20 protein-coding genes and 1 pseudogene are annotated in these 16,381 nt (G+C 32.0%); 3 read left to right on the top strand and 18 right to left on the bottom strand.

The annotated features are described in order from the left end of the window. Positions 1-85: 85 nt before the first annotated feature. Positions 86-487: pseudogene (locus tag PSR14_RS13820) on the top strand (MBL fold metallo-hydrolase); the annotation flags it as partial. A 53-nt stretch (positions 488-540) separates the two neighbouring features. Here the strand turns inward: PSR14_RS13820 and PSR14_RS13815 are convergent. From PSR14_RS13815 to PSR14_RS13750, 14 genes are all read right to left on the bottom strand, one after another. Then, positions 541-1,374: an alpha/beta fold hydrolase gene (locus PSR14_RS13815; protein WP_000269889.1), complete on the bottom strand. Its 834-nt coding sequence runs from the start codon at positions 1,372-1,374 to the stop codon at positions 541-543. Positions 1,375-1,419: 45 nt separating this feature from the next. Beyond that, entirely contained in the window at positions 1,420-1,941 is a 522-nt protein-coding gene (locus PSR14_RS13810) for an 8-oxo-dGTP diphosphatase (RefSeq protein ID WP_000276526.1), read from the bottom strand. Between the two features lie 22 nt (positions 1,942-1,963). After that, complete coding sequence (gene dnaN, locus PSR14_RS13805) at positions 1,964-3,094, bottom strand: DNA polymerase III subunit beta (protein ID WP_000394454.1); 1,131 nt, start codon at positions 3,092-3,094, stop codon at positions 1,964-1,966. Positions 3,095-3,124: 30 nt separating this feature from the next. After that, on the bottom strand, positions 3,125-3,568 hold the full coding sequence (locus PSR14_RS13800; protein ID WP_000757639.1) for an NUDIX hydrolase: 444 nt from the start codon (positions 3,566-3,568) through the stop codon (positions 3,125-3,127). A 214-nt stretch (positions 3,569-3,782) separates the two neighbouring features. Further along, on the bottom strand, positions 3,783-4,208 hold the full coding sequence (locus PSR14_RS13795; RefSeq protein ID WP_000706719.1) for a GNAT family N-acetyltransferase: 426 nt from the start codon (positions 4,206-4,208) through the stop codon (positions 3,783-3,785). 189 nt (positions 4,209-4,397) lie between these two features. Then, positions 4,398-5,024 (bottom strand): cadmium resistance transporter, encoded by a 627-nt coding sequence (locus PSR14_RS13790; RefSeq protein WP_000258891.1) that lies wholly within the window; start codon positions 5,022-5,024, stop codon positions 4,398-4,400. Between the two features lie 270 nt (positions 5,025-5,294). Then, on the bottom strand, positions 5,295-6,503 hold the full coding sequence (locus PSR14_RS13785; RefSeq protein WP_000815154.1) for an OFA family MFS transporter: 1,209 nt from the start codon (positions 6,501-6,503) through the stop codon (positions 5,295-5,297). Positions 6,504-6,787: 284 nt separating this feature from the next. Then, positions 6,788-6,931 carry a hypothetical protein gene (locus PSR14_RS13780; RefSeq protein WP_000653680.1) on the bottom strand — a complete coding sequence of 48 codons (144 nt, stop codon included), beginning with the start codon at positions 6,929-6,931 and terminating at the stop codon, positions 6,788-6,790. 31 nt (positions 6,932-6,962) lie between these two features. Beyond that, complete coding sequence (locus PSR14_RS13775; RefSeq protein ID WP_098487555.1) at positions 6,963-7,979, bottom strand: serine hydrolase; 1,017 nt, start codon at positions 7,977-7,979, stop codon at positions 6,963-6,965. A gap of 101 nt (positions 7,980-8,080) precedes the next feature. Next, positions 8,081-8,347, bottom strand: a complete 267-nt coding sequence (locus PSR14_RS13770; RefSeq protein WP_001071388.1) for a heterocycloanthracin/sonorensin family bacteriocin — start codon at positions 8,345-8,347, stop codon at positions 8,081-8,083. 203 nt (positions 8,348-8,550) lie between these two features. Continuing rightward, on the bottom strand, positions 8,551-8,997 hold the full coding sequence (locus tag PSR14_RS13765; protein WP_000066164.1) for an NUDIX domain-containing protein: 447 nt from the start codon (positions 8,995-8,997) through the stop codon (positions 8,551-8,553). A gap of 25 nt (positions 8,998-9,022) precedes the next feature. Continuing rightward, entirely contained in the window at positions 9,023-9,361 is a 339-nt protein-coding gene (gene cutA, locus PSR14_RS13760) for a divalent cation tolerance protein CutA (protein WP_001160785.1), read from the bottom strand. A gap of 30 nt (positions 9,362-9,391) precedes the next feature. Then, complete coding sequence (locus PSR14_RS13755; RefSeq protein ID WP_001025608.1) at positions 9,392-9,850, bottom strand: GNAT family N-acetyltransferase; 459 nt, start codon at positions 9,848-9,850, stop codon at positions 9,392-9,394. 106 nt (positions 9,851-9,956) lie between these two features. After that, positions 9,957-10,868 carry a DMT family transporter gene (locus tag PSR14_RS13750; protein ID WP_098487554.1) on the bottom strand — a complete coding sequence of 304 codons (912 nt, stop codon included), beginning with the start codon at positions 10,866-10,868 and terminating at the stop codon, positions 9,957-9,959. Positions 10,869-11,016: 148 nt separating this feature from the next. On the opposite strand from PSR14_RS13750, the gene PSR14_RS13745 reads away from it, so the two are divergent. Beyond that, positions 11,017-12,450, top strand: coding sequence for a PLP-dependent aminotransferase family protein (locus tag PSR14_RS13745; RefSeq protein WP_000213547.1), 1,434 nt, complete (start codon positions 11,017-11,019; stop codon positions 12,448-12,450). Positions 12,451-12,494: 44 nt separating this feature from the next. Here PSR14_RS13745 and PSR14_RS13740 read toward each other — a convergent pair whose 3' ends face one another. Continuing rightward, positions 12,495-13,025: a DUF4269 domain-containing protein gene (locus tag PSR14_RS13740; RefSeq protein WP_000495173.1), complete on the bottom strand. Its 531-nt coding sequence runs from the start codon at positions 13,023-13,025 to the stop codon at positions 12,495-12,497. A gap of 159 nt (positions 13,026-13,184) precedes the next feature. Between PSR14_RS13740 and PSR14_RS13735 the strand changes: the two genes are divergently transcribed. Beyond that, positions 13,185-13,646 carry a DUF2306 domain-containing protein gene (locus tag PSR14_RS13735; RefSeq protein WP_000021777.1) on the top strand — a complete coding sequence of 154 codons (462 nt, stop codon included), beginning with the start codon at positions 13,185-13,187 and terminating at the stop codon, positions 13,644-13,646. 155 nt (positions 13,647-13,801) lie between these two features. Here the strand turns inward: PSR14_RS13735 and PSR14_RS13730 are convergent, their stop codons facing one another. The 3 genes from PSR14_RS13730 to PSR14_RS13720 all read right to left on the bottom strand — a co-directional run bounded on the left by PSR14_RS13730 (position 13,802) and on the right by PSR14_RS13720 (position 15,949). After that, a complete protein-coding gene (locus tag PSR14_RS13730) occupies positions 13,802-14,149 on the bottom strand; it encodes a VOC family protein (RefSeq protein WP_001022864.1) in 348 nt (115 codons plus the stop codon). An 87-nt stretch (positions 14,150-14,236) separates the two neighbouring features. Continuing rightward, a complete protein-coding gene (locus PSR14_RS13725) occupies positions 14,237-15,103 on the bottom strand; it encodes a glycerophosphodiester phosphodiesterase (protein ID WP_000725530.1) in 867 nt (288 codons plus the stop codon). Positions 15,104-15,148: 45 nt separating this feature from the next. Further along, a complete protein-coding gene (locus PSR14_RS13720; protein WP_001009625.1) occupies positions 15,149-15,949 on the bottom strand; it encodes a GNAT family N-acetyltransferase in 801 nt (266 codons plus the stop codon). Positions 15,950-16,381 lie beyond the last annotated feature (432 nt).

Below are 16,381 nucleotides of genomic sequence, written 5' to 3'. Positions count from 1 at the left end.
TATAAGAATAATGAATTTGACAAATTTATTAAATGTACTGCAATTACGGTGAAAGGTAAAATGATTTCGTTTAAACTACAAATAGCCACAGTTTGGAGATGCCTCTTCCCCGTTTCCTCTGTTTAATAGTAAACGTTATAGTGGTGCTTTTTCTTTAGAGCATGAAGATCTTCAAGAGATTGATGCAAAATACGGTCCATTCGATCTTACGTTAATGGAATGCGGGCAATATGATCCAAGGTGGTCTGCAATTCATATGTTGCCTGAAGAAACAGTACAAGCTCATATTGATGTACAAGGAGAATTACTTCTTCCGATTCATTGGGGTGCTTTTACATTAGCATTACACGAATGGAGTGACCCGATAGAACGTGTTACGAAAGAAGCTAACCGTTTAGGAGTTAAAATTACAACACCTCAAATTGGCGAATCTATTACGTTAAAATCTACAGACTATCCTAGGTATGCTTGGTGGCAAAAAGTCTAATTATAATAAAAAGCGAATCGTCTTATATAAAAGATTCGCTTTTTACTTATTGATTATAATGTATCGTTGACAAACTGATTAAACTTGTCTATTTCTTCAACAAATGGATTATGATTACTTTCTTCAAATTTAGTTAATGTTGCGTTCGGGATTAAATTTGCTATTTCACGAGAAAATATGTAGGGACATTGTGCATCATGCTTACCACAGTATATAAAACTTGGGATTTTTACGAATTTAAGTTTCTGACGAACATCATAATCTTTATATTCAACTTGTCTAAAATAATTTAACCGATTGCCAACTGTCTTTCCGCTATTTGGCAATTTTAATGCCTCTTCAAGCTTTTCTTCAGAATAAAAAGACATAAGTGCCCACTCTCTACTTAATGCTTTTCTTTCTTCTTGTACTGTACTATCATCATTTAATGCATTCATAATTGATACGATTCTATTAAATTTTACATTTTCACTACAATATATACTATCTTTATGAGATGCATATTCCTTGCTCGCCGCTGCGCCACCAACAATTATTTTCGTTAAACTTTCTTGTGCTTCAGTCGCATATACAAGAGCTAACATCCCTCCTGTCGAATGACCAGCAAACCCCCACTTATTAATATATAAAGCTTCTCGAATCGCTTCTAAATCTTTAATCGTTTCGGTCATACTATATTCAGAATCAGTTTTAGCCAAATCTGAATTGCCACATCCTTTTAAGTTAACTAAATATACGCTATAATGGTCAGTAAATGGGTTTGCAAAAGTATTTCCATTATCATTATACTCACTATACAAATGAGTAACGCAAAGTGGAGGTCCTTCTCCCTTTAGAAAATATTCAAACTTTCCTCTTGGAGTTTTGATAATATTTGTTGTCCACATATCGAATCTCCTATCTGAAATTTTCATTTTCTCTTAGTTTGTTATTTATAAGCGAATAGTATTATATAAAGAAGTAAGTAACCTATCCTGCTTAACCAATTTCTGATTCCTATAATTTATTAATTTATGATTAGATAAAATAAAATTATGCTCTAATATGAATTCATTGTGGAGCACTTCAACTAAAAATTTAGGTATCATCTCTCCTACGCCGTAATTATAATCACTAAGAATCCAAGAAATCTCTTTCCAATCTAGAATTCCTTCTGAGACTTTTTTTGGAGTGTGATATATAAATTCATGAAGTAACTCTACTAGATAAACATACATTCCGCCAGAATATGAAGAATCCTCCCATGTAATAATGCCTTTAAATTGAATTTGATCATGCGTAACTTTTATATTAGTCTCTTCTTTTATTTCACGAATGGCATTTTCTAAAGGTGTTTCGCCCTTTTCTATCTTTCCTCCTACACCATTCCATAATCCTTTTACCGGATCATATTCTCTATTTAACATAAGTATCTCTTCATTTCTTTTTATAAAACATAAAGTGTGCTTGTACATAACGTGATTCCTTCCTCCGTTTTTAATAAGCTCTTACTGGAGATATAAGATGGATTGCTGCAGAGTGTGTCCCTGCTTCAACTAATATCGGTCTCATAGAACCGCTGAAACTTAAAGTAACCGTTTCTTCTTTTATTGCCCTTAAAGCATCCAACATAAATCGTCCATCGAAAGATATATTGAATTGTTTTTCACCTTGAATTACATCTATCTGTTGTGTCTCAGATATTTTTCCAATCTGAGAAGCATTAGAAGAAACTTTAATTGTAGATTCATTTACAATTTCTAAGTTAACATTGTTATTTGCCCATTCACTTGCTAATAAGCTTGATCGATCTACCCCTTGTAACATTCTTTGTCTATCTATGTTAATGACTGTTTGAAATTCATTTGGAATTAAACTAGATATATTAGGATATTTCCCTTCAATTAATCTTGAATATAATGTAGTTGTGCCGAATGTAAAAATAATGTGGCTTTCTGATAGATAAATAGAAACGAATTCTAAATTGCTGTTCATTAATTTTAAAAGTTCATTAATGGTTGCACTTGGTACAATACAATTCGCTTTCACATTAGTAGAAATTAATGTTTCACGTATAGCTAGTCTATGAGAGTCAGTTGCAGCGCATATTAATTTGTTGTGGTCTAACTCGATATGTACGCCAGTAAGAACGGGTCTAGATTCATTTTTCGCTACTGCAAAGACTGTTTGTTTAAACGCATCAATCAATTGTTTTGTTTCTATTTGTATTTCTGCATGATCGTCTATTTGTGGTACGTTAGGAAATTCATTCGCTGGAAAACTATTTAAGTTTAATGTGATTTCTTCTGATTGTATGGTAATTGTTTGCTCATTCTTACTTTTTATTACTATATCGCTTGGCATTTTCTTTATAATTTCAATGAAGTATTTTGCAGGTACAACAATTGTTCCTGCTTTTAAGGTAGTCGTAATTTGTTCGTCATCCATGGAACTAGGGATGAATTTTTCGATGAAAATATTTGAATTACTTGCGATTAAAGTAATTCCAGATTGATCTGCAGTTATTTTTATACCGGATAGTATAGGAATTATAGCTTTCGTAGATATTGCTTTACTTACTTCTGAAAGTGCTTGAGTGAAATGTTTATGATTAACGATAAACTCCATTTTTTCCCCGCCTTACATGAAATGATAGTTTTATGAAGATTGATGAATGATTGTTCCGTTAAAAAAGTAAGGTACTGTTTCTTTCTTTTGTAATATATTTAATAAGTGTTCTGGTATACGTAAATGCGGTTCTGCTCTATGTAATTCCATCCAAGTAATCTCTTCAATTTCTTTTGGCCTTGTTATATTTGTTTCCCCGCCGATTATTTCACCTAAAAAATTAAAGAATATTGCATGGTGTCCTCTCTCCTCGAAAAAAGCTTCGCTAATGTAACAAATACCATTTACAGTTATATGTAGACCGGTTTCTTCTTTTACTTCTCGAATGACTGCCTCCTCTAACGTTTCTCCTAATTTAACTGCACCACCTGGTAGTGTGTAATAAGAACCATTCTTCCCTTTGTTTTTTACCATTAAGATCTTTTCATTTGTTTTATCGTATAAAAGCGCATATGTAACATTTACTTTTTTCATCTAAGTCCACCTTCAATAACGAGAATTTTCTGTCTTTGTTACATTCTACCATTTAATCGTTTTAAAATATAAAAAAATTAATAGAGTATTTCATTTATCTACCCTTAGTAAAGGTAATAATTGATCCCCCTTCATTTCTAAATAAAAAGAACGTATTTTGAAAGTAATTATTCAACGTACGCTCTTTATGATTTGATTGATTCATTTTGGGATTCTATATATTTTCTAACCTTTTTTCCAAATAGTATCGATTATGCCCTTTAGGGTGATCTTCACTTACTCCAATTACTTTATATCCATGTTTTTTATAAAAAGCAGGTGCCTGAAAGCTAAAAGTATCTAAATTGATTAGGCTACACTCTTTTTCAAGTGCAAATTCTTCAATAAGTTTTATTAACTTGGTTCCATAACCTTCGTGTCTATATTCTTCAGAAACCCATAAGAAATCAACATGTACGTGGTGCCAAAATGTAATTCCAGTTATTCCGCCTACTATTTCTTCATTTTCATTTTTCACTATAAAACTAATTTTTTCTGAAGGCTTTTTCTCTTCATCTGAAATATGTTTTTGATTATATTCAATTACTTTTTCTCTTATGTAATCACTATCTTCTTGGACCCATTGTTTTACTATTTTCATTTTAATTATCACGCTCCTTTTAAAGTATCTATTCAATTTAATAATCGTAATATCCTGTCTAACTTAATTGTCGTAGTGCAATGTTTCATTTCACTAAAATTTAAAAAAGCCGTACTACATTTTATTTGTAGTACAGCTTTTTACCGCGTTTGATTCTTTTTACTTAAAACTTCCATTAGTTTGAACGTATTAGTACAATAATTCAATTGTATTACTGCGAAAAAGAATGAACATTCCTAAACCAATTAGAACAATTGGAACGATAATATGACAATTTCTCTCAAGTACTTTAGCTAAAATAGGAGCTCTTAACAATGTGTAGCTAATAAAACACCATATTGCTATCATGCAAAAAAAGATAATTAATGTAACGAAATTTGCTTCCAAGGATTGACTAGTGAACATTGGTATATAAATTGAGATATTATCAGCTCCATTAGCTAATGTAATCGCAGCTACTTTAAATAATGAGCCAGAAGTGTTATCAATGACTTCATTACTTTTGTTAGAACGAAGCGAGAATAGTCCTTTAATCCCCATATAAATTGGCACGAATCCTAATAATCCGATCCACGATATAGGAATGAAAAAAGAGCTTAAGAAACCAATAATACTTAGAAAAATAATTACACTAAACCCCAAATATTGTCCAATAACAATATAAAGTTCTTTTATCTTAGTTTTCCCCTGGAAAGTTCTATCTTCTTCCTTACATACTCCTGTCTTTACTTGTGAAAATAAAACAAGGAGTATAAAAATATCATCAATATTTGTTGAAGTAAATGCAATAAAAGAAGAAATTATAGTTGTAACCAAAATAAGCCAACTACCTTTATAATGAAATGTATGCCTACTAGCGAAGCGGATTAACTGTAGTTTTTTATCAATATTTTGATTCTTTTATAAAACAATATGAATATTTTACTTATCTGCTACTTGATTCGTTAATAAATAAACAACTTTATTGCTTCTCAAATCATTTCATTTTAAATTAAGTAAGTGTATTCTTCCTACACAATGGCTAAAAAGGGAAAATTAAATGTTGTGTAATATAAAAAGAGCCCTTTATGAGGACTCTTTTTAAACTTAAGCTACTTTTCGATATAAATGTTGTGTTTCTTTTTTCTTTTCTGCTTTTGGTGGACGAATTAAAATAGATATAATGAAAGAGATAACAGAAAGAACGCCGATTATAATAAAGGTTGGTTCAAATCCTCCAAGAAGCGCCCCGATGAATGATCCTGCAAGTGCACCAAATCCGAAACCTTGGTATACAATCCCATAATTTGTACTATGGTTTTTTAATCCGAAGAAATCTCCAACAATAGCTGGGAATATAGTGATATTACCGCCAAAGCAAAAGGCAACACTTGCTACACATGCGAAATATATGCCGTAATTTAGCGGAATGAAACTTAATGTAAAGACTGACAATCCAATGATAATAAACGTTGCAGAAACGATTTTCATTCGACCTATTTTATCTGATAACGTTCCAAGAACGATTCTACCTACAGTGTTAAAAATCGCAATCATTGCGACGGCATTAGCAGCGGTTGCTGCGCTAAGTCCAACGAGCTGCACTCCGATATCTTTGACCATACCGATTAAATATAGACCGCCCATACACGATGTGAATAGCATAAAAAACAAAAGATATACTTGTTTCGTTCGCATCATTTCACGAGGTGTATAATCATTGTGTAAAGTCTCAGCTACAGTGTTACTTACTATTGCTTCACGTAAGAAGAACGATCCGATTAATACTAAAAGTAAGACGATAATCCCCCAATATAAAAAGGCTTGTGATACACCAAGGCTGTCGATCAGATTTCCGTTTATATATCTAAAGATTAAGCTGCCCATTCCATATGCTGATACAGATATACCTGAAATAAGCCCTTTCCGATTCGGAAACCATTTAATTAAATTAGATAATGATGTGATATAAGCAGTTCCATCGGCATAACCAACTACTACACCAGCTAATAAATATAGTAATGGTAAGGAGGAAACTTGTGAACTTAGTATTAAACCGAGTCCCAGCACAATCCCTGCAGTAGCGATGAGTTTTCGAAGCCCTAATTTTTGCTGTAACTTTCCTGCAAATAATGTTGAAAATGATAAAGAGAAGCTTGTAATGGAGAAAGTTATAGCAACTGAATTAAGGTTCCATCCAAACTTACTTACAAGGGGCTGATTAAATAAACTCCATGTATAAATTGTTCCAAGGCCAATTTGAACAATGATTGTACCTAGAACAATTAGTAACGGATTTATAGAAGTTTGTTTCATACTAACTGTCCCCTTCTTTTATCGTGACATGAATTTTCACAGTTAGTATAACCATCCTAAAAAGCAAGATACTGCATGAAAAATGGAAATTGAATTCATGTACACAAAAAGACACTCCATTATGAAGTGTCTTTCTGCAGGTTATATTAGATTTACTTAAAGAAAGCTTTGTTAAGATAAGACATTTTCAAATGCTTATGTATATAGAATACCAAAAGATTTCTGTCATGAGATGGGACTTAAGATGTATTTTTCATTCATCATATAGTCGGATAAACGAAAAATTAATATTCAATTTCATCAAAATCTTTCGGCTGCGGTACCGTTTGCATATTAGCTGCATCTTTTGGATCACTATAAATTGCATTTTGTTCTGTATTTACATCTTTTATATTTTGCTTTTTATTTTTGTTCACTTTATCTTTCACTTTCAATCACTCCTTTTTGTTATAGGAGTAATTATTCCCTATTACTGTTACGAAATGTATCAACGACTAAATTACTAAATTCACGTAAATAATATAAATAATTATCACCGCCGTAGTTGTATCTTTTATTATACATTTTCGCAACAACTACATTATATTCAGGTATTACTAATATAGTTGGTCCCGTAATTCCTAATATTTGATACGAGCCTTTTGGTACACGTTCGCCTAGTTCACTTAATTGTGCAGGTTCATTTTGAACGAACCAAAACAAGCCATTTTGTGGTAGCTCTTTATTTGCATATGTTGGACTCTGCAAACTCGTAGCGATTTTTATAACTTCTTTTGGAACAATTTGTTTATCATCTATCATACCTTGATTTAAATGAAGGTTGCCCCACTGTGCAAATTCTCTAGCGGAGACAAACAGATTTTTTTCAGTACCGTCATCTACTGTACCAATTTCACTAATTGCGTCTTTATTTGGATCATCAACAACTGCAACTAAATTATCATCTTGCTGTATTCTCCATCCTATTTCTTGGAAATTAGCAGGTTTAAACACACGCTCTTTTAACAATTCAGGAAAACTTTTGTTATATAGCTGATAAATAAGACGTGTCATCATTCTTACATTAATATCTCTATACGCCCATCCTTGCCCCGGTTCAAATTCACGAAAAATTATCCCGTCATTCGTTTCTTCTAATCCGTGCGAATGTGTTACTAAATTTCTTATCGTCGTTTTACTAAGCAATACAGGATCAAAGTCTTTAAAATATTTTATCGCTTCATCATCAATAGAGTTTATTTTCCCCTCGTAAAGCGCATACGCTATCATTAATCCTAAATAACTTTTTCTAGCAGAAGCAACGTTAAATTGTGAAGATGCTGTTACTTTCTTGCTTGTAGATGTATTTGAGTGATAGCCACTATAATGCTCCAGTACAATTTTGTTATCTTTCATTATGCAAAGCGCTGCTGCAGAGCTATGGTTTTGTTCTTTTATATTTTCTACCCAAGAAATCAACTTATCATATGTATACAAATAAATCCCCCTTAATACACATAAAAATTACAGCTTGAAAGAAAAGTGCAAAATAGTTTTCACACCTTTCCTTCAAGCAAAATATCTTTGATGTTCTATACTTAAATGATCCACCAGTTCCAGCAATTAAAGCAACCGAAACATCCAGCGCATCCTATGCATCCGCCGCAACGACCTGCACAACCACCACATCTGCCGCCACATCCGCCACAGCGTCCACCACAACCTCCGCATCCGCCGCAACGACGTGCATCGTCTTGAATGTAGTAGTATGGATATTGACTTTGTTGTTGATCCCAATACACAACATTACCAGTTTGATAATCATTAAGGTTTAATGATTGTAGTTCTTGTTGAAACTGATTCATTATGAAACCCCTCCATTTATAAATATAAATTCCGTCCACATATTGAAGTTAATAAATTTTAATAAACAAAGTAGAAACAAATGGCTATATACTTGAATACGTACATCAACAAAATATGAACTTACACTAGGTGATGTACCTTGTTTTTCAGCCTATTTTCTTAATCACTTTTTGCTGGACGAATTTATTATTAATAGAGGTTTTTAAAAATTACTAATCCAACAGTTTAGTAGTTCATCACTTAATTTTCTTTCTAGTAACTCTTTAACTGAAGGTTCTGGCATGATTTTATAAGTATGTAAAGCTTCTTGATTATAATCTATCCAGTGAAACGCCAAATGAGATTCTTTAGATTTTGGTATGAAATCAATATGTAGCTCTTGTGAATCTATCTCAAAAATATGATTGATTTCATGGTGAAGAACTTCTCGATCTTGCCATCGGTTTTCTATGACTCCTAAAAATTGTTTTATACTACAATTTACTCCGAGCTCTTCCCTTAGTTCTCTTATTAATGCATTCTCAGCTGATTCGCCAACTTCAACATGACCACCTAGTAAAAAATAATGATGGCCAATATATTCAGCCACTAACAATTTTTTATCCTTAATCATAACAGCTCGTACAATATGATGAAATTTATTGCTCAATTGCTATTCCTCCCATTCATTTATTTTATATTTGATTAAAATAGTCATTTAATATCGGGATAATATAAATCATAGGTGTTTCATACGGATGAATTTCGTTAATAACTTCAAGTGCATCCTTTACAAGATCCCGTTTGCACTTTATTTCAATTTTACATTCTTGCCCTTCACAAATCTGACCAATTTCCCCGTTAAAAGGCGCATCACCTTTTAACGGTCTCCAGTATCCTTTCACAGAACTATAGGACAGACAATGATCATATTCTCCCGTTTTACAAGCACCAATTTTATTTAACTCATTCCTCAACATTTCAATGTATTCTTCAGGGATAAATACTTCAATTTTGACTTCAGTAAATTGCATAATTCATTTCACACCTTTGCTACATAATAATTAAACGAATAAGCGATATACTTGCTCGCCATCATAATCATGTCCCAATGACTGAAAACCGTAACTTTCATATAGTTTCTTTGCAGAGATATTATCTTTATGTACTGTTAATCTAATTTCTTTACACGCCTTAAACGTATTTTTTATTAAATATATACTTTCTTGTAATGCTGCTTTTCCATAACCGTTACCTTGCTGCTTTTGATCGATAATAAATCCGTTTATCCAATACATATCAGTTGTTTCTTTTACAACAGCATGCATAACAAAACCAACCATTAGATCGCCATTGTATATCGCAAATGGTTGGTATTCTACAGCGTCCCCATCTGGTTTTATATATACTTTAGCAAGTGAAACTGCTACAGCCGGAACAAATTTCCTTTGATTTTCTTTAACTTGTAACTTTAATGCATCTTCCCAATTCTCTCTCGTAACAACCTTTAACTGGATATTCAATATGGTAAGCTCCTTTATAAAAAGAATGTATTTATATATTCAACGCAATAAAATAATTCCCTGTTTCTTAATTTTAAGAAACAGGGAATTATCACTTCTAAAAAATCTATCCAGTTATATCGCTGTACTTTTCACTTCGAATATTTTTCTTTAATGATACATGCGCTATTAAAACTCCAAGTATAGTAATTACTCCACCAACTACCGAAATAAAAGTAGGTACTTCACCTAACCATACCCAAGCTATAAAACAAGCAATTACTGGCGTTAAATATAGAGAGCTTGTTGCCTCGGAAGCACCAGTATGAGATATAATATAGGCCAATGCAATATACGGGAGTACTGTTGGAAATAAACCTAAATATATAACGCTCAAATTCACTTCAAGAGGAGCCACCAGTATTTCTTGATACATTCCCGGTAAGAAAATAAGCATACATACCGTACTAGATAAAATTGTATATATGGTAAATGGCAAGAAGCCGTACTTTTTTAAGTACGATGTTTGAAAAACGAAAAATAGACTTTCTGAAACGGCTGCTAATAATATAAATAATCCCCCGCTATTAAATTGAATAGCCCCCCCTTGACTAAATGATATGAAAGCAATTCCTATAAAGCTAATTACACCACCGATCCATCCATTTGCTTTCATTTTTTCATTAAAAAAAACAAAAGCAAGAATTGCCGTTACTATAGGAGTAACTGAAACGATTAAACTTGCCGATCCAGCATTTACTGTTTTTTCACCATAGTTTAATGCAATGTGGTAAAAAGTAAATCCTAAAGCACCAAATAAAAAAATCGCTGGAATATCTTTTAGATTAGGTAATCGTAGTTTGTATAAAAACGAAAACAAAAGAAGTATGAATGAAGCGATTAACAAACGAAGTAAAGTAAGATGTTCAGGTGTGTAAGATTCAAGGCCCATACGAATTGCCGGAAAGGCCGTTCCCCAAATTAAAATTGTAAAAGAATGAGCACATATAATTCGATAATCCCATTTTTTATAATTCATGTTTTCTCTCCCCCTTCAAACCAACCACTTTATAATTACCAATTATTTCTTCCCATCATATTTAATAGTTGATACAATGTCTTCAACCAGTTTTTTATCGTAAAAACCAACCACTTGGCATTTTTCAAGTGAGCGAAGGAGTTTTTTGATGACCACTAGTAAAAAACTACCTAAGTATCAGCAGATAGTAGATTATATGAAAGAAAAAATTGAAAATGGAGAATGGCCAATTGGAAGTAAGATCCCTAGTCAAAGGCAGTTAGCGAAATTATTTCAAGTAAATCGCAGCACTGTAATAACTGCACTAGATGAACTTATGGCTGATGGATTGATTCAAGGGAAAATTGGAGCAGGAACAATTGTAACGAATAATACATGGTCATTATTAGCAACAAATCCACCACCTGATTGGAGTGAATATGTAAAGGCTGGTATTCATAAACCAAGCAAGTTAATGGTACGAGAAATAAATGAAGCAGAAGCAAATAACAAACTTATCCATCTTAGTAAAGGCGAACTTTCTCCTCATCTTTTTCCATTAGAAACGATGCAGTCCATTATGAAGAAAGTAAGTGAGGAATTAGACTATTTTGGATATGAGGAACAAAAAGGGTTTTATCCGTTACGTGAAGCAATAAGTAAATACGTAAAATCATTTGGAATACAAGCATCACCGGGTTCCATATTAATCGTCTCGGGTGCATTACAAGCATTGCAATTAATATCAATTGGTCTTTTACATAGAGAGTCTACCGTTTTACTTGAACAACCTTCTTACTTATATTCACTTCATGTATTTCAATCAACAAATATAAATCTATCTGGTATATCTATGGATCCTCACGGTATATTACCTAACGAGTTATTAAAACGAATTAAATACAGTCAGAAGAAAAATATTTTATACTCAATCCCTTGTTTTCAAAATCCAACAGGGGTATTAATGTCTAAAGAGCGAAGAAAAGAAATATTAAAAATATGCGAAAAGGAACAGTTACCTATTATTGAAGATGATATCTATCGCGAGTTATGGATTGATGAACCACCACCAGTGCCTTTAAAATCAAGGGATAAACATGGACATGTATTATATATTGGTAGTCTCTCTAAGACACTTACCCCAGGACTTAGAATTGGATGGATTATTGGACCTGAACCAGTTATTGATAGATTATCAGATATAAAAATGCAAACAGATTATGGATCGAGTTCATTATCTCAAAGAGTTGCTGCTGAATGGATAAATAAAGGTTTTTATGAGGAACATGTTGCAAACGTAAGAATTAAACTAAAAGAACGAAGACAAATAATGATACAAGCTTTAGATAAGTATTGTGCAGATATTGCCACCTGGGATATTCCTAGTGGTGGATTTTTTATATGGCTAAAGGTAGTACCTAGCATTCCGATGAAGAAATTATTTTCAAAGGCACTATCAAAAGGGATTCTATTAAACCCGGGACGTATCTATGAAGAAGAAACAGATCGATACATTCGTTTATCATATGGATATGCTTCTCCAGAGCAAATGACTAACGGTATTAAATTGTTAAGCGAATTAATTCGTAAGTTAATGACATAATAAAAACTCCTCTTTTTCCATAGAGGAGTTTTTGTGTATTTTATTTACCACAACCGCATTTCCTGCCCCAACACAATAAGTCCTTCATAAGGATCCCCGTCAATGTTTAATACTTGAGCAAAAGCAGGTTCTGTTTTTAAACCGTTCTCTTTTAAGCGAATAATTTCTTCTCTTATATGTGGATGTTGCATTAATAACATGTGCTCTACTATCATATGTCTATATGCATTTTGGTTGCGCACTGGCTTAGGCTGAGCAAATAATTCAAATTTAAAACCTTCAAATTCAAAATTTACTTTTATCGATTCAGTATTTTTAATTTTTTTCTTTTTTATTTTGAATCCTTCATAAGAGCCATATAAAGATCTCATTTCTTGTTCAAAAACATCAAAGTTATGTACTTCCATTACTATATCTAAGTCAGATTGAAGCGTATCAATTCTTATAGGTATAGTCCCACAAAGAACGGGATTATATAAAGCTAAATCCTCCATGATGTTTAGTTTATTCAAAACATCATAAACCTTTTGTTGCTTGTCATTCCCTGATTGTAAATATGTAATAGATGTAAACATGGAAGTCTCTCCTTCATTTCACGTAATACGTGACTCACTAAATTCAAGAAAATTTGTTCTAAGAGTACCTTTATTTCAATATATTAAGACGAATAAACGATATGTTTCAACTTTTCTCCTATACTGCAATACTATAAAAATAAAAAAGGAGGAATTATTATGAGTATTTTCAATGTTCTTTTAACCATCCACATTTTATTTGGAACAATATGTTTAATTACCGGTATTGTAGCGATGGTTGCTCAAAAGAAGAAAGGGAAACATACGGAATGGGGCGAAATATATCATGCATCCTATGTTGTCATTACCCTCACTGCAATTATATTATCCATTATAAACTGGGATAAAATCGCATATTTATTTTATGTAGCAATTTTCTCTTATGCTTTTGCGATTTATGGATACCTAGCACGAAAAAAACGCTGGAAAAATTGGATCCACCACCATATTAGAGGTATGTTAGGTTCTTATATAGGTGCGGTAACCGCACTTTTAGTAAACGTCGGCATTCATATCCCCTTAATTAATTTACTGCCACCTATATGGTTTTGGTTTTTACCTACATTAATCGGTATTCCTCTCGTAGCCAGTGTATCAAAAAAATATAAAAAGCGTAGTTAAAATTCATTACATTTTCGTTACTTTCTGATGATTATTATAAAACATTATACTCAATGTAATATTTTATTAATAAATTCAAAATTGTACTGCTTTAAGTTAGTCACTTATAGCTAAATAAAAAGAATCCAATAAAGTATTGGATTCTTTTTCGAATTTCATTTTAATGTAGGCTCTATGTATTCAATAATGTTACCATCCGGATGACGAATTATCATTTTCATACCTGTAGGTACTTGTATTGGTTCAGTAATCATTACGCCGTTATAGTTTAAGATTAGTTCTTTTACTTCGTTGAGATCATCAATTACGATCGTTGCAGCAACATGATTCTTAATTGTTTCATTTAATTCTTCAATTAAAAGTAAATTTGTAAATCTAATTACATGCGTTCCATTCATTTGAAATTCCTGTGGTTTTTCTTGCTTTAATAGTATTTTGTAAAATTCTAGATGAGTTTGTAAGTCTGAAACATAGAGGCGTGGAACAACAGCTAATATATTCATCCTACTTACACTCCTTTTTATTTTAACTAGATTAATTATATATTAATCGAAAATTTCTATAAACTATTACGTTAAAAATAGTATCTTTTAATTAAACTTCAAAACTGAATATAATCGATCCGGATAATTCGTAAACATCCCGTCAACTCCCCATAATATTAACTTTTTCATGTCTGCTTCATTATCTACAGTAAATGGATGAACTTCTAATCCGTGTTTCTTTATTTTCTTTACATAAGCTGCATCAATATATTTGTAGTTCATACCAAGACCTATGCAATATGTACTATACTTCTCTATTTCTGATTCAGTTAATTGAACTGCTTTTTTGTAAGATAGTAATTGGACTAGAGGTATATTAACATGTAAACTATGTAGCTTTTGCAAACTTTCTTCACTAAATGATTGAATAATAACTTTATCCTGTATTTCATAGTGATTGATAATTTCTAATAACTTTTCTTCCATTCCTGGATATTCATCAGGTGATTTGGTTTCAATATAATAGTTCGCGTGATGCCCAAACATTTCAATTATTTCTTCTAGTGTTGGAACTTTAGCATTTTCATATTCTTTCTTTGCTAAATTTGGATACTTTTTATTGTAAGTAGAACCTGCATTTAATTGCTTTAATTCCTCTAATGTATGTCCCTTAACTAGCCCTGTACCATTTGTAGTACGATTTACTGTTTCATCATGCATAGCTACTAAATATCCGTCTTTTGTCATTTGGAGATCTATTTCTATATAATCTGCTTTTAATTGTTGTCCTAATGTATAAGCTGGTATTGTATGTTCCGGCGCATACGCAGAGGCGCCTCTATGTGCAATATTTTTTATGTGATTTGATTGATTAATAGCTTTCGTGTACTTAAGTTCATTTACTTTATGATAAACAAAAGTACCTATTAATAGAAAGGCGCAAATGATTGTAACGATATAAATCTTTTTCATAATGATGTATTAGCTCCTACATGAAAGCAATTTGGCTTGGATAATTTATTCAAATAAATGTCGATTTTCAAATACAGTCATTTGTCCAACAGATTGAAAACCAGCTTTTTTATAAATAGTAATCCCATCAGGTGAAGCTTGTAATACGCATTGAGCAACGTTTAATTCCTTTGCTTCTTGCAGCAAGTAATGAAACATAGTAGAACCAAATCCTTTTCCTCTCATTTCTTCTTTCGTTGCTATATCATAAATACCAATACTATCTTGTGTACACACTAATGAACCAACCGATACGACTTCATCTTTATAAAACCCTAAGTATAGTTTCATATTTTCACTATTCCATAAATGGAAAGAAGCAGTTTGATTGTAGAATGCTTGTACATGTATACCTTCCTCGGATGTACCAAATAGACTAGCTAACGCTTCTCCAAACTTTTTAATTTGTCCTGACGAAGATGCTTTTTGTATTGTAAAACCTTCTGGCAAGTTTGTTGTTGGATGTATTGTATGTAAGTTTGCTACCATCGCGATATTTTGTTCTGCTTCTTTTAATCCAAGCTTTATTAATTCATTCTTTATATTACCCTCTAGCTTCTCATCCCAAAACCAAACACTCATTGGATATTTCTTTTGATTATAGTACGCTACCTCCTTATATAATTTCTCGATATTTTCCGTTACATTATTGTTTAGTAAAGTAATGATATTAAATGTATCTGCAGGTAAACCACAGTCGACAGCGATGTAATCCTTCGTTTCTTTCACATTCATTCCCTGTGCCTGCCGCGCAATATATGAAGTTTTATATGTAAAATTATCTATTAGTAACTTTTTAAAATTCATTCATTTTGCCCCTTTCATAAAAATTCAAATTCGAATCTTTCAGTATTAAATATAACATATAAGAAATATACCTATTTCTATAAAAATATCTCTATAAATCACTCTTTGTCTCCTTAAAGAATTAAATATGATATAACGTTGTCGGAATGAAAAAAGTGGTATATAATAAATATTAACATTACTAGTAATTATTTTAGGTATTCCTAGAATAAAGGAGCGATACATATGAAAATTACTATTTATTTCGGAAGTCATGAAGATCAAGATGTTCGTACAATGGACTGTCATTTAGATGTAGAAGATACGGAAGAGATTGTTTCTGTATCATAATATAAATAGTTGGGATGAACCCTCTTCCCTACAACGTTTAAGGCACCTTTTACAGGTGTCTTTTTTGTTGTTTTTTCGTCAAAAACCCTTTACTTTAGAGCG

Source organism: Bacillus sp. A01H (assembly GCF_045277205.1).
Taxonomy (GTDB): domain Bacteria; phylum Bacillota; class Bacilli; order Bacillales; family Bacillaceae_G; genus Bacillus_A; species Bacillus_A paranthracis.
Note: the sequence above shows the minus strand (reverse complement) of the source record. Positions and strands in the feature narration are given on the sequence as shown.

Bases quoted from the DNA above. Each gene is read 5' to 3' on its own strand.
- PSR14_RS13815 (WP_000269889.1), bottom strand. From the start codon at position 1,374: ATGTGGACAACAAATATTATCAAAACTCCAAGAGGAAAGTTTGAATAT.
- PSR14_RS13810 (WP_000276526.1), bottom strand. From the start codon at position 1,941: ATGTACAAGCACACTTTATGTTTTATAAAAAGAAATGAAGAGATACTT.
- dnaN (WP_000394454.1), bottom strand. From the start codon at position 3,094: ATGGAGTTTATCGTTAATCATAAACATTTCACTCAAGCACTTTCAGAA.
- PSR14_RS13800 (WP_000757639.1), bottom strand. From the start codon at position 3,568: ATGAAAAAAGTAAATGTTACATATGCGCTTTTATACGATAAAACAAAT.
- PSR14_RS13795 (WP_000706719.1), bottom strand. From the start codon at position 4,208: ATGAAAATAGTAAAACAATGGGTCCAAGAAGATAGTGATTACATAAGA.
- PSR14_RS13785 (WP_000815154.1), bottom strand. From the start codon at position 6,503: ATGAAACAAACTTCTATAAATCCGTTACTAATTGTTCTAGGTACAATC.
- PSR14_RS13770 (WP_001071388.1), bottom strand. From the start codon at position 8,347: ATGAATCAGTTTCAACAAGAACTACAATCATTAAACCTTAATGATTAT.
- cutA (WP_001160785.1), bottom strand. From the start codon at position 9,361: ATGCAATTTACTGAAGTCAAAATTGAAGTATTTATCCCTGAAGAATAC.
- PSR14_RS13750 (WP_098487554.1), bottom strand. From the start codon at position 10,868: ATGAATTATAAAAAATGGGATTATCGAATTATATGTGCTCATTCTTTT.
- PSR14_RS13745 (WP_000213547.1), top strand. From the start codon at position 11,017: ATGACCACTAGTAAAAAACTACCTAAGTATCAGCAGATAGTAGATTAT.
- PSR14_RS13740 (WP_000495173.1), bottom strand. From the start codon at position 13,025: ATGTTTACATCTATTACATATTTACAATCAGGGAATGACAAGCAACAA.
- PSR14_RS13735 (WP_000021777.1), top strand. From the start codon at position 13,185: ATGAGTATTTTCAATGTTCTTTTAACCATCCACATTTTATTTGGAACA.
- PSR14_RS13730 (WP_001022864.1), bottom strand. From the start codon at position 14,149: ATGAATATATTAGCTGTTGTTCCACGCCTCTATGTTTCAGACTTACAA.
- PSR14_RS13725 (WP_000725530.1), bottom strand. From the start codon at position 15,103: ATGAAAAAGATTTATATCGTTACAATCATTTGCGCCTTTCTATTAATA.
- PSR14_RS13720 (WP_001009625.1), bottom strand. From the start codon at position 15,949: ATGAATTTTAAAAAGTTACTAATAGATAATTTTACATATAAAACTTCA.